This window comes from Serratia sp. AR11, assembly GCF_056376275.1.
Genome location: NZ_CM150739.1, coordinates 1,443,088 through 1,456,017, shown reverse-complemented (window position 1 = coordinate 1,456,017; position 12,930 = coordinate 1,443,088). Strand labels below are relative to the sequence as shown.

Below are 12,930 nucleotides of genomic sequence, written 5' to 3'. Positions count from 1 at the left end.
AGCCTGGAGCTTAATGCCAATGCAGCACCACGGCACCGGCCAATACCGTTAACACGCCCAGCCACTGTAGGGCGGCAAGGCGCTCACGCAGCAGCAAAGCGCCCAGCAGCGCGGCAATACCGCCAGACAGGGTGCTAAGCACCGTTACCACCGCCACCGATCCGCCACCGGCCCCTACGGCAAAGGCGCTAAAGCCCCCCAGGTTGAGCAAACTGGCGGCCAGCAGTAGCCCGCCCTGCCGCCAGCCTGGGCGTGCCACCAACGCACGCCGGTTAGTACTCAGCGCCAGCAGAGCCGTCAGCCCGAGCGTATAGCCGAGCCACAGGCTGACACTCGGCCCCAGTACCGGCAGAGTGTATTTCCCCTGCAGCCAAAAACCGGTGCCGTAACAGCACGCGGCGATCAGCGCGAAGGCTATCGCCGGTAAGGTCGACGAAGAGTTTTCCGGCTGCCGCGCAGGGCTGACGGCGGTCAGCATCACCCCCAGCAAACAAATAACCAGCCCCGTAAGGGTAAGCCCCGCCAAAGGTTCGCCACTTAGCCACGACAACAGCGTAGTAACCGCACCGTAGCTGGTGACCAGAGGGGCCACCATCGCAGCCTTGCCAATAGCGAAGGCCTGTGACAGCGCCAATGAACCGCCTACGATCAGGGCAGCGGCCAGCAATGCCAGCCCCCAAACCACGCCGGAAGTCGCAAAGACAGGAACCACCGTTGCCGGTAATAAGACAGTAAAAATCACAAAGCCAATCGCCTGCGAAAAAAAAACCGCCCTGCGCACCCCCACCGATCGGGCGTTGATACCGACCAAAAAATCCGTGCCGCCCCAGCACAGCGCGGCGGCCAGTCCCATAACAATGTCCACGCGATACTCCCGTCGAATATTTGCCCTAAAAGTAAGCAAAAAATCACTTGTGGAACATCGATAGATTGGCAATATGGTTGAATGAAACTCAAGCTGAACGCTCAACCTCGCTTGCCCTCCCTGAAAGCCTTGCATACTTTCGAGGTGGCGGCGCGTTGCGCCAGTTTTACCGAGGCAGCGGAAGAGTTGAACGTCACGCTCGGGGCGGTCAGCCGCCAGATACGTCACCTGGAAAATGAACTGGGCGTTGAGCTGTTTCATCGCAAAGGCAACGCGGTGGAGCTCAACGACACCGGCAAACGGTTGGCTATCGACGTAACCCGCGCACTGACGCTACTGCAAAAAGCCAGCGATCGCGTCCGGCCAGAGCAACAGCAAACGCTGAGGCTGACCTGCACGCTGGGGATCGCCAGCCACTGGCTGGCAGCTCGCCTGCCGGCATTGCGCCGTGCCGAGCCTGATGTTTCGCTGGTGCTGGACACCAACGAAAGCCTGCGCGATTTAGCCAGCGGCGAAGCGGATATCGCCATCCGTTACAGCCCCACCGCCAACCCGCCGCCGCATTCCCGCGAACTGTTGGCCGATGCCTTTGCGCCGCTGGCGAGCCCCGCCTTTCTCTCCGCGCATCCTGAGCTCGCCGCCCCCGCTGATTTGGCGTTATCGCAGTTGATTCATTCCCCGTGGAAAGATGGGCAGAAAATGGGCGTTGCCGGTTGGCAAGACTGGTTCGTGGCCTTTGGTGAAGGTGTTACGGCCCCACGGGGTATCCTCACCTTTAACAGCGTCGGTCATGCATTGCAGGAAGCCATAGAAGGCCAGGGCATTGTGCTCGGCAGCCTGGCCGTGGCGCAGGATGCTCTGACCAGCGGCAAGCTGGTACGGCTGTTTGACGAAAGCCGACAACTGCCCGCAACCCACCAATATCGCCTGTGCTGGGCGGACAGCGCCTTCGTTAGCGCCACCACCCGCCGCTGGGTGAATCTGTTGCTGCAGGCCGCAGGCAAACCCTCTGCGTTCTGACATAGCACTTATTGCCCTCACAACTTTGCCAAACCCAACTATTTTATGTTCAATTTTTCTGCTGTGAGACAAAACGTGGACAGACAACGCTACCTGCAACACATTGGATTCGCAGGCATCCCCAAACCCGACCTCCTGACGCTGCAACAGTTACACCGTGGCCATATGCTGAAGGTTCCCTTTGAGAACCTGAGCATTATTTATCACCAGGGTATCCATCTGGAGGAGGAAGCGCTGTTCAGTAAAATTGTCGAACATAACCGCGGCGGCTTTTGCTATGAGTTAAACCGGTTGTTTGCCCTGCTGTTGAAGGACATCGGCTTTAACGTGCTGTTTATTTCCGGCGAGATCCGCGCCCGCGATGGCAGTTTCGGCGCGCCCTTCGACCATATGGCGCTGATGGTGGAGCTGAATCAGCCGTATCTGGTGGACGTGGGGTTTGGCGATTCGTTCCTGACGCCACTGAAGATCACCACCACCGAGCAGCAACCGCAGACCAGCGGCACCTTCCATTTAGAGCAGGAAGGCGAGACCTATTACCTGGAACGCAGAAACGGCGATAATCGCTCGCATGCCAAAACCCTTTACCGTTTCACTCTGCAGCCCCGCGAGCCAGGTGAGTTCGACGGCATGTGTCACTACCACAGCACCTCGCCGCAGTCGCATTTTACCCAGCGGCTGGTGTGCTCGCGGCCAACGGAAAATGGCCGGGTGACTATCAGCGAGAACAAACTGATTATCACCGAAGATCACCAACGCCATGAATCGACGCTGCATTCCGAAGACGAACGGCGTGCTGCGCTGATGCGGTATTTTGGTATTGATCTGGAAAGTTGAGAATATCACCGTGGCGGATGAAGCACTTCATCTGCTAAATAGCGGCGCCTAATAGTGCTACAGAGGAAGAGTGTTCAGGTTATGCACCAGGCTTTCCATTCTGTTCAGCTAATAAAATGCGCGCAAACACGCTTTCCATTTCACTCACTTTCTTTATAAACTCTTCCGGTGAATACACTACCCCGGCGTGTGCAATATAATGCAGAGCCATTTCACGAGATTTTTGCGTCACCCATTGATTTCTTAACATACTCATATCCTTCAATAATAAAATTCTATCCACCGACACTCAGACAGCAGACTTTCGGTATAAAATTAATTAAATAACTTCGACAGCTTAACCAACGAGTAAGGGGTGTTATCTAAACCCAACTTCCTCAGTGCGTTGATTTTTTGGCTGCTGATGGTTTTTATGCTCTTGCTTTTTCTGAAGGCAATTGCCGTTGGACTCAAGCCTGATAAGGTAAGTTTCAGAACGTTATATTCTATAAAAGATAAAATCTCGCGTTTCCCTTCAATGCCAGAAAACGCCTCTCCCTCTATGACTTCGCGCTCAAACACCCCAACGTTCGCCTCCTCCTCAATAAACCTAAGCGTTTTCATGGATAAATACTCCATAATTGCGATAACCCGCTTTTGCGCAATGAAAATGATATCCCGATGTCCGTAAAAATGCGCATTCCTCAGCAAGGGTAAAATGGTTGGGTAGTCGTCATCTGTAATATGAATTAAAACTATCGCCTGAGCAATATTACCCCCGCTAAAATAATCCGGCCCAACAAACGCCATTTCATAGCCTGTTTTATTTTCAAAAACGGCTTTTAATGCCAGCCTGGTGAACTGGCATTGACTCATCAATAATATTTTTTTCATTTCGACCAATACGCTAAAGAGTAAAAAAGTTTTCTGGAATAGACAGTGCTTTATACCCATTTCCGTCAGAAGCTTGAGCGCGCAAACCGCCTGTCATTAGGAAACAATAACGCCGCCTCGCACCGCAATTCATCGGCCCGAACATATTGTTGCTGTTGATACAAGATAACCAACAGGTTGGCGTAAACATTTTTATCAATACGGTGATTCAGATAACGCTGCGCCCATTGGGCATAAGTTTCCAGCCGCTGCTCGTCACGCGTTCGGTTAAAGGCGAGCAAACCCGCCAATTGACGATCAAACTGCAGGCGATCGTCATGCATCCATCTGGCCCAGACCGGCAAGGCGTCCACCTGCCGCATATCCTGCAACTCGCCGCGCTCCGCCTGGGTCAATACCAACCCGCTGTAAAACCCAGTCGCCATAACGAATAGCGCCACCAGTGACAGGGCCAGCATCGGCAGTCGCCAAGGTTTTAACCCGCAGCCGGTGCCAAGGCGCGGACTGACCAGCCGATCGAGCATTGCCAGCAACAACAGGAACACCAGCCAGTGCAGTGCCGACAGGTAAAACGGGTATTCAGTTTGGCTATGCAATGCAATCGGTAGCAACGCCACGCATAGAGCCAGCGCCTCACCCGCCGATGATTTACCGCAGGCAAAAGCCCGCTTGTCTTGCCAGTGGGCGCGGGCCAGCAGTTTGATGCCCGCCCGCACCAAGAGCAGCGTACCCAGCAGCGCGACCACGCCCCCTTCCACCCACCACAGCAGCAATTCGTTATGCGGATGACGGGCGATTTCAGTCACCACCGTGGGCGGCGTTTGGTTTATACGAAAATGCTGAAAACTGTACTCAAAACCGCCGTAGCCCCAGCCAAGCAGCGGCTTTTCGGCGATCATCGCCAGCGTATCGCGCAGCATGGTATAGCGCGCATGGTTGGAACCGGTATGGCTGGCGTAGCGCAACGCACCGCCCAACTCACTCCCCCACCACAGCACCAGCGCCGCCGCCACGCTGCCGCCGGCAACCAGCAATGACGCAATGGCGACAGCCTGCGGATGACGGCGGCAAAAACACAGGACAAACAGCCCCAGCACCAGGGCACCCGCCAGCCAGCCGGTGCGGGATTGCACCCACACCAACACCATCGGCAGCAGCACCAACGCCGCGGCCAGGGCGCGGCGACGCCAGCTTTCTACTCGCGGATCCAGTCGCTGGAAGCCAGGCAGCACATACGCCGCCAACGCCAGCGCCAACCCGGTGGCGATAAAACTCGCCAGCACGTTAGGCTGCTGGAATATGCCGAAGGCGCGCGAGCTGCCGGAGGGGATCCAGGATTGTGCAATTGCTGGCGCAAACAGCTGCAACAACACAATTAATGCCTGAACCACCACCGCCGATAAAATCAAATACAACACCGCATGGCGCTGGCGTGCGGTCATGCGCACCTGCAGCCAGGTGAAATAGAACGCCGCTCCGGCAAATAACCCAGCCAGCCGCCAAACGGCGGCGCTTTGCCATTCGGGCCGAGTAAATATAACCGGCAGCACCAACAACAAACCGGCGGCTATTATAGCGCGACAGGTCGGCGTTATCACAATTCGGCACAGCGGTGTTGCCCGCCAGCAAACACCCATTAATAGAGCCGCGCCGCCGTAGACCAGAAAATTAAATGGCAGCGACAATCCACTCCCGCCGGGGTTGGGGATATATATCGCCAGCGGAATAAAAAGCAAAAATATAAATAAGAAAAAAATACGATCGAAGTTCATTGGCATTACCGTATTAAAAATTGGCGAAAACCTAGCATGCATAATTCGGATTTTGAGTTTGATTCCCCCGTGTCTATTTCAGCCAACCCCGGGTACCGGGCGGTATGTGCCCATCAGTTCGGGCAGCATATCGGTGTCCGAGGACACCGCCGGGTGCCATATCCCTGGTGGGGTCAGTGACATCCAAGTCCGCACAATATTGTGGTGGCCCCATGTGTAAGTGATTAGTTGTACGACACGTTGACTATCGCGCTGCCCGTAAATTGACCGGCACCAAGCAAATCGAGACCTACGCCCTGTACACGCAGCGGGAGTTTCTCAGCGACGTTGCGGCGCGCCTTGACGGTTTTGGGTTTCCCAAATCCGGCGCCCCAGTCGAGGAGCGCATAGGAGTCCGAAGACCCACCCAGGGGGATCCTTTCCCCGGAATTCGTCTCGATCAACACAGAGGCGTCGGCGGTGCAGGTCAGGGTGACGTTGTTTACGTTCACCGTAGGCGCGGTACCCCCCAGTGCGACATCCAGAGCCACGTTGATGTTGTTTGGTTTTACGTCACAGGTATTAGCCTGTACGATCCCCTTTGCGCAATTTGATACGATCGTCCCCTCCATCATCGAGTTTATGTTACCAGCTGCTATCACTACACACGGGGTGTCCCCCTGTCCTTGCGGAAGGTAGTCCTTTCCTACCCGGTTTTTGTCAGTCACCGAGGCCCACCATGAGCTGAGAGACTGGTATGTGTTAGCCGGTTGTGGTGTTTGGAACCCTACGTCATCCGAAGTGCTGTAATTTTGCAGTCCGCCGGGAAGCCAACTTTCATCGATCGTATAGAAGCCAATACGGCATGATGGTGCTCGTTCCCAGCAGGGGTTAGGCTGACCCGGACTAGGCCCACCCGCGACAGTCGCGTAGAAATACCCGTTACCAGTCTCGGGGGCGGTGACGACGGATACGGTCATTGCCGCTTCGAGACACATGGGGGATAAAAAAAGAAGGGTCAGGAGCAAAGGGTTCTTCATAAGTAAGTCTCTGTATTTTCTCTATCCGGCAGATACCACTAAATATCATCCAATGGATGACCCAGCATGCGTTCTGCCCATAATGTCCACCGTGCCTCGTACGTTCGCACTCGTTCCGCAGTGTCTGTCGATGACAGCCCCTGTCGGCGAGCCTGCTCGTAAAGCCGCGCGCGTCGTGCACGATGGTTTTCCAGCGCTCTGGGCGCTATGGTGGACCCCGTGGGGGTAAACCATACCCCCAGCCAGTCAAAACCCTGTGCAATCCTGCCCAGTTGGGTTTTGTCCGGGTGGGCTTCAAAGCCCCCCAGGTTAAAAAATTCGTGCAGCCGTTTAACACAGCGCCGCAGTTGCCAGCGGGTGCGGGTAAGCACCAGAAAATCATCCATGTATCTTGCATAAAAGGTTCTTTCCTGCGTATTAAAATAGCTGTCAACGTGGTGCAACAGGCTGCCGCCAATCAACGGGCTCAGCGCACAACCGCGGCAGATGCCGCTGGGTGGGGTATAAAACTCACCGCCGTCTTCTACGCTGTAATGCACGTATTGCTGAATCACATCAAACAACACCGGGTCGGCCACATGCCATTTCAGCTGATTGATCACCTGATGCTTACGGATATGCCGGTAGTAACCGCGAATGTCCGTTCGGTAGACAAAGGCGTATTCTCCGCTAGCCAGGGCTGCCTGCACTTCCGCTACCGAAACCACGCTACCGCCATGCCCGCGCAAGTGCATGCAACGGGCAGGTTTTGGCAGCAGCGGCTCCGCCAGCAGCGCAGCCCACTTCAATATCAGCGCATCCTGCGCGCACCACTGCACCCAACTGCGGCTACCACGCCGCAATACCTGCATCGGTGCCAGCCGGTAATCCCCACTTTGCAGTTGCTGATACAGCCGGTCGTCCTGCTGCGCCCAGTGAAAGCGCAAATGCCAAATGTCGGCATTGGGTGGCGCGTGGCGGCGACGTTGGCACAGCCAGCGCCAGGCGGCTTGCCATGCCGCCGCGCGGTTATTCATATTCCAGGCTAAAGGTGGCTATCGCACTAAAGGGCCCGCGCTCAATGGCCTTATTCGCCAGCGCCTCTGGCTCACCCTGCACATAAGCATGCGCCGTCAGGATATTAGCTCCGCTCACCAGCGCCTGCGTCTTGCCTGGCTGGTTAATCGGCAAAGGGGTGCCCTGCGGGGTTTCCATGCCGATGGCGATGCCGCTGGCCTGGCTGGCACCGTTTAGCGCCAGCAACCCCGGCAGCGCGGTGCTTTCATTACCGCTGAAGGTCACCCTGACCGTTTTGCCCAGGCTGAGATCGCACTGCGCCAGATGCAGCTTGAACGCTTGGCCGTGGGTGCGGGTGTTCAGATACAGGTACTTGTCGATTACCGTGTCAAAATCCAGCACCACCGTTTCATCGCCCGGCGGGATCACGCAGGGTTCGGCCACCAGCGCGCCATGCAGGCGCATATTGTCCGCCGCCAGACTCAACTGGCTGCACAGCAGCAGCGCCGCAGTTGCGCACCAACCTGCTTTATTCACCATGGTTCTTCTCCGGCTCATTGGTACACCGCCAGCAGGGTGGCAGTGGCCTCAAATGCTCCTTCCTTCAGCGCTGCGCCCGGCCGTTTGACCGGCACTGCTTCCAGTGTGGGCGGCGCGTTCAGCTTGATGGGGATCGGTTGATTCAACGTAAACCGCTTGCCGTTTTGCAGCAGGCGAACGGCCAGATCGTCCACGTTGCTCTCGATCGCCGCCTCGTCGTAATCCGCCGGGGTGCCGACCACTGCCAGCGTCATGCTCCATGCCCCGGCACCGGGGCCGCAGGTGATCCGGTAGTTCACCGGTTGCAGGTAGTTAACGCCATCCACCTTGGTGACCCCGACTCGGTTGCCGAAATCAACATCCACCTCACCGCCGTCGTTGATGGTGCAGGGTGGCGGTTCGATTAGGGTGCCGGAGAAACGCATGTTGTCCGCCGCCACAGCCGGGCCACCCAGGGCCATTAACAGAAAAATGCTGCCATATCGCGCCATTGCCTCAGCCCCTTTCACTGGTATTCCACCTTCATGGTCGCCCCGGCAGAGAACGCCCCGCCGCTCAACGTCGCCCCGGCCTGCTTGACCGGCACCACCTCAAACTTTGGCAGAGTGGGGTAGGTAAAATTCACCCAAGTGTTGATCGGCTGCCGATTACCGTTGCGCAGCAGCGCAACCCCCAGATCGTCCTTGTTGGTTTGCAGCACATCGGTGTCAAAGCCGGCACCGGTCCCCTGGATCTGCATTTTCATCGCATTGTTCGGTGGGTTCTTACACTCCACCGAATACACTACCGGCTGTTTCTTGTAACTACCGTCTATCTTGGTCGTCATCACGTCGTTGCCGAAACTCACTTCGATCAGGTTATTGTTGTTAATCACGCACGGCGGTGGCGCAACGATGGTCACCGTCACTTTTATCGTCGCGACTGCCTGCACCTGCGGGCCGTACAACAACACCAAGGCCGCCAGTCCACAGACGGGCAAACACTGTCTAAACTTTGCCTTCATGCCCATTCCCTTAGTCATAGCTGAGCTGGAAATCCACCACCGCCGCGTAGGCTCCTGGCAATAACCGCGCACGGGTGCGCTCCGGCGTAATGCGGTAATTCAGCGCGTTCTGTCCCACGGCCAGGGCCAACGGCGCACCCCGGCTACCAAGGCGGATATCCCCCCCGCGCTCATCACTAATGCGCAACGCCAGCCCGGAAGCGCCGTGCACCTTCACCAGTTCCGGGTTGTCAGCATCCGCCGGGGCGATAAAACTGACCGACACCGCCGGCTGCTGGGTGCTCCATAACAGGTTGCCGGTACGCTGATCCCGGTTGACGGCCGGGCTCCGCAGGCAGTCGCGCAGCTGCAATTGCACGCTCACTGGCGCACCGCGATCGCCCGCCCTCGCCAGTTGCGCCGTAGCGGTATTGCCCAGCCAAACCGTCTGATACGCGCTCGCCATCTCCAGCCGACAGGCGCTTTCGGTCAGTTCGCCGCGTACATGCAGCACGCCATGGGCGCCTTCCACCTGCCAGTTATTCGCCGCGATGGCTGACGGCAGCAGCCATAACATTGCGCAGACGCACAATGGCACCATCAACGCCGCCGCGGTAATCACCAGGGCATACAACCATTCATGGCGGTGGTAACCGCCGCCGTTCCATCGCCGGGATTTTGTTCGCATCGCTTATCCACCTGTTTTTCAGTGAGCCTTATTTGCTGCCCGCCACCGCCTGGCAGCTCGCGCCGTTACAGTTAAAACTCAGCTGTGGGCGGCCGCCGTAGTCGTTGACGTAGGTCAGTACCGGCGTATTCCCCAGAGCAGAGGCGGCGACCTTCAGCGGCGCACTGCCCTTGGGCGCCACCATCAAGGGTTCGAAGCCCGGCGCGCTGACACCGTCTTTTTTGCTGCTGGCGTCAACCAGCGTCACGTAATACGGCGTCGGGTTATTCACCTGGTAGCTGTCACCCTGTTTGGTCAGGGTCAGTTTTTCCTGCCACGGCGCGCTGGCTTCCGGGTTGGCTATCGCAATCGCCTTCGGCCGGTAGAACAGCTTGATGCGGGTTTGCAGCGCCAGTTGCAGCGTGTTGGGCTTGTCGCTCTTCGGCGGGATCTCGCGCAGGTTGAAGTAGAACAGCGTTTCGCGGTCCTGCGGCAGCGTATTGGCGGCCGGCAACCCCTGCACTTTCACCTGGCTTTTGGCCCCCGGCTCCAGGCGCTGCACCGGCGGCAATACCGTCAATGGGCTGGTGATTTTTTTGCCGTTAGCGTCTTCGATCCAGCCCTGCGCCAGGTAAGGCAGCTGCTTGTTCTCGTTGCTGATGCTCATGCTCACCGACTTGTCGTCGCCGCTGAAAATCACCCGGGTGCGGTCCAGCGCGATGGCGGCCGTTACCTGTTGGGCGCACAGCAGGCCCGCCAGGCCGCCGGCAATTAGTGTCACTAGATTATTGGTTTTCATTGCTCTCTACTCTTTAACAGTGTTTAACGCCTTGCCGTTGGCCACCGGGCCGCAAGGCAGTAACAGATTGGTTAATTGGCTCGGCGACAGCGTCTGCGGCAGGGTAAGGCCGCACTGCTCCGCGCCGCCCCAGCTCACGCTCATGGCTTCCCCGGCATTAATACCGCTCAGGTACACTTCGCCGTTGTCATTGATAATGCCGACCTCCTGCCGCTTGCCGTTGCGCACCGTGGCACCAAACGGTGGGGCAGAGCCATCCGCCAGCCGTACGACCGCCATCGCCTTCTCGCCGGCAATCACCTCAAAACGTCGGTAGCCGATGGCACCTTCGGTCAGGGTGGCCTGCGCCACGCTCTGGCTGACTTCGGCGTTTTCCGGCAACGCGTTCAGATCGATACTGAACTGGTTGCGGTAGTAACTGCCGACGTCCACCACCACCGCTTTGCCGAACGCATTGGTCAACGTCGGTGAGCTGTAACCGCGGATCGGGATCCCCGGCACGCCGTCGGTATCCAGCAACATGCGGGTGCCCCCACTGATGCTGCTGCGGTGCAACGCCGCCCCTTTCAGGGTGGCGGTCGCGCCGCCCTGCATCGACAGCCCCAGCGAGCTGTACTGCCCGGCCTGGTAGCTGGCGCTGGCGTTCACCTGGCTGAGATCGCCGCTGTGGCTGTAGTAGCCGCTGGCGGTCGCGCCGCTGCGCGCAGTGCCGGCGCTCACCTGGTAGGTGTCGCGCTCATTGAGCCGGTCGTAATACCCCACCTGATGGGTGTTATCGTTGCGGTTGTAGCTGCCGCTGTAGCTCAGTGAGCCATTGCTGCCCCACGGCAGCGACAGCGACAGGTACATGCCGTCGTCGTTGGTGCTGTTATATTTATTGCGATAGCCGGTCAGCGACAGGCTGATATTCCGGAAACGCCCCAGATCGAAATAGCGCGACAGCGTCAGGTTGTAACGGTCGTTCGCCGGCCGGTCCCAGTAGGTCTGGTGGTTGTAGTTGAGATACGCACTCAACCCCAGGTCACGGAACTGCTGGTTAAAGGTGATGGTGTACATCTCCTTGCTGCTGTTGGTTCGCGTGCCGTCGCGGCGGGCATCCAGGTATTCGCCCATCGACATATAGTTGCGCTCCGAGAAGCGGTAGCCGGCAAAGGTCACCTGGCTGTCATAGTCGTCAAAGCGCTTGGAATAGCTCAGGCGGTATGAACCGCCGCTCAGCGTGCCCTGTTGCGGCAGGTTGGCGCGCGACTGGGTGGCGTCGAACGACAGTGCGCCGAACATCATCAGGTCGCGCCCCACCCCCAGCGCCAGCGCGTTGTAATCGCCGCCCGCCACGCCGCCGCCGTACAGCGACCAGCCGTTGCTCACGCCCCAGGAAAACTCGCCGGTGCCGAACATCGGCCCGTCGCTGTGGTGTTCCCAGTCCGCCGGCCGACCGGCCGCCACCTTGTAACGTACCGAACCGGGCCGGGTCAGGTACGGGATGCTGGCGGTGTCCATCTTGAACTCCTGCACGCTGCCGTCCTGCTCTTCCACCCGCACGTCCAGCTGGCCGCTGACCGCGTCGTTGATGTCCTGAATGCGGAACGGTCCCGCCGCCACCTGGGTTTCATACAGCACTCGCCCTTGCTGGCGAATAATCACTTTGGCGTTGCTGCGCGCCACGCCAGTCACCTCCGGCGCATAGCCACGCAGGTTGGGCGGCAGCATGTTGTCGTCGGTCACCAGGCTCGCGCCAGCAAAACGCACGCTGTCGAAGATGTCGGAGTTTAAATAGTCCTCGCCCATCGTCAGCCTGGCGCCCAGCTTTGGCAGTGCGCGGTAGGCGTAGTAACGGCTCCAGTCCCAGCTGGTGCGGGTCGGCTCACCGGAACCGCCCTGGCGATCCAGCCGCGATTGCCAGTCAGCCCGCAGCCGCCAGGCCCCCAGATTGCCGCCCACCGTGCCGTTGCCGCTGAGGTTATAGCTCTGCGTGCCCTGCTTTTGCTGACGCTGGCTTTGCGCATTCAGGTTGTAATCAAACAGCAAACCGGGAATACCCTCGTCCCAGCGCGAAGGCGGGTCCCAGTTTTCTGCGGTGTATTCCAGGTACGCCTGCGGAATATTCAGGTACAGCGCCGCCGCGCCTAAATCGCCGCGCACTTCCATCCCCTCCAGGCTATGGGGATCCAGACACTGGTTTTGGTGCCACCAGGTCAATTTCAGTAATGCAGATTCTTTTAACCCCAGTTGTTCAACCAACTGCGGCGTAATACAGGCTTCACTGCCTTTGGCATCGTCATCCGGCGGATAAAACGCCACCGGCTGATCGGTTAATGTCTGTTTATTAATGTGCACGGCAAACAGATAATCGCCGGGCATAATAAAGTTGCCGCGAGAAAACTGCTCCAGGTCAATATTGGCGCGATCCGTCACATCCAGTACGTCGGTATTGAATTCAATATCAGCAGCTACGGCACAGGCAGCATTCCCCGCCAGAATAAAGGAGATCAACAGCCCCAGGATTCGCGGTCGTATTTTCCCTATACAGCCATATGACGGAGTAGTTGTCATCCGCAGA

General features: G+C 58.0%; 14 protein-coding genes. 2 read left to right on the top strand and 12 right to left on the bottom strand.

Annotation, left to right across the window (positions count from 1 at the left end):
* Positions 1 to 10: 10 nt before the first annotated feature.
* The gene (locus ACSOSI_RS06950; RefSeq protein WP_476706752.1) at positions 11 to 865 is read right to left on the bottom strand and encodes an EamA family transporter; all 855 of its coding nucleotides are present in this window, start codon (positions 863 to 865) and stop codon (positions 11 to 13) included.
* 81 nt (positions 866 to 946) lie between these two features.
* Between ACSOSI_RS06950 and ACSOSI_RS06945 the strand changes: the two genes are divergently transcribed.
* Both ACSOSI_RS06945 and ACSOSI_RS06940 read left to right on the top strand, forming a co-directional pair.
* Positions 947 to 1,885, top strand: coding sequence for a LysR substrate-binding domain-containing protein (locus ACSOSI_RS06945; protein ID WP_476706751.1), 939 nt, complete (start codon positions 947 to 949; stop codon positions 1,883 to 1,885).
* Between the two features lie 75 nt (positions 1,886 to 1,960).
* A complete protein-coding gene (locus tag ACSOSI_RS06940) occupies positions 1,961 to 2,722 on the top strand; it encodes an arylamine N-acetyltransferase family protein (RefSeq protein WP_476706750.1) in 762 nt (253 codons plus the stop codon).
* 79 nt (positions 2,723 to 2,801) lie between these two features.
* On the opposite strand, the gene ACSOSI_RS06935 is transcribed toward ACSOSI_RS06940, so the two are convergent.
* From ACSOSI_RS06935 to ACSOSI_RS06885, 11 genes are all read right to left on the bottom strand, one after another.
* Complete coding sequence (locus ACSOSI_RS06935; protein WP_181575066.1) at positions 2,802 to 2,972, bottom strand: hypothetical protein; 171 nt, start codon at positions 2,970 to 2,972, stop codon at positions 2,802 to 2,804.
* 65 nt (positions 2,973 to 3,037) lie between these two features.
* On the bottom strand, positions 3,038 to 3,595 hold the full coding sequence (locus ACSOSI_RS06930) for a helix-turn-helix domain-containing protein (protein ID WP_256137858.1): 558 nt from the start codon (positions 3,593 to 3,595) through the stop codon (positions 3,038 to 3,040).
* A 65-nt stretch (positions 3,596 to 3,660) separates the two neighbouring features.
* Positions 3,661 to 5,367, bottom strand: coding sequence for a PglL family O-oligosaccharyltransferase (locus ACSOSI_RS06925; RefSeq protein WP_112350124.1), 1,707 nt, complete (start codon positions 5,365 to 5,367; stop codon positions 3,661 to 3,663).
* A 224-nt stretch (positions 5,368 to 5,591) separates the two neighbouring features.
* On the bottom strand, positions 5,592 to 5,981 hold the full coding sequence (locus tag ACSOSI_RS06920) for a hypothetical protein (protein WP_476706749.1): 390 nt from the start codon (positions 5,979 to 5,981) through the stop codon (positions 5,592 to 5,594).
* A gap of 443 nt (positions 5,982 to 6,424) precedes the next feature.
* Entirely contained in the window at positions 6,425 to 7,402 is a 978-nt protein-coding gene (locus ACSOSI_RS06915; protein ID WP_112350122.1) for a reverse transcriptase domain-containing protein, read from the bottom strand.
* Positions 7,395 to 7,922: a fimbrial protein gene (locus ACSOSI_RS06910; RefSeq protein WP_112350121.1), complete on the bottom strand. Its 528-nt coding sequence runs from the start codon at positions 7,920 to 7,922 to the stop codon at positions 7,395 to 7,397. Before ACSOSI_RS06910 ends, ACSOSI_RS06915 begins: the two co-directional genes overlap by 8 nt.
* A gap of 14 nt (positions 7,923 to 7,936) precedes the next feature.
* Positions 7,937 to 8,413, bottom strand: coding sequence for a fimbrial protein (locus ACSOSI_RS06905; protein ID WP_112350120.1), 477 nt, complete (start codon positions 8,411 to 8,413; stop codon positions 7,937 to 7,939).
* A 14-nt stretch (positions 8,414 to 8,427) separates the two neighbouring features.
* Positions 8,428 to 8,925: a fimbrial protein gene (locus ACSOSI_RS06900; protein WP_476706748.1), complete on the bottom strand. Its 498-nt coding sequence runs from the start codon at positions 8,923 to 8,925 to the stop codon at positions 8,428 to 8,430.
* A 10-nt stretch (positions 8,926 to 8,935) separates the two neighbouring features.
* Positions 8,936 to 9,592, bottom strand: a complete 657-nt coding sequence (locus tag ACSOSI_RS06895; RefSeq protein ID WP_218215663.1) for a fimbrial protein — start codon at positions 9,590 to 9,592, stop codon at positions 8,936 to 8,938.
* A gap of 28 nt (positions 9,593 to 9,620) precedes the next feature.
* Positions 9,621 to 10,370, bottom strand: a complete 750-nt coding sequence (locus ACSOSI_RS06890) for a fimbria/pilus periplasmic chaperone (protein WP_476706747.1) — start codon at positions 10,368 to 10,370, stop codon at positions 9,621 to 9,623.
* Positions 10,371 to 10,376: 6 nt separating this feature from the next.
* Positions 10,377 to 12,923: an outer membrane usher protein gene (locus ACSOSI_RS06885; protein WP_476706746.1), complete on the bottom strand. Its 2,547-nt coding sequence runs from the start codon at positions 12,921 to 12,923 to the stop codon at positions 10,377 to 10,379.
* Positions 12,924 to 12,930: the final 7 nt, after the last annotated feature.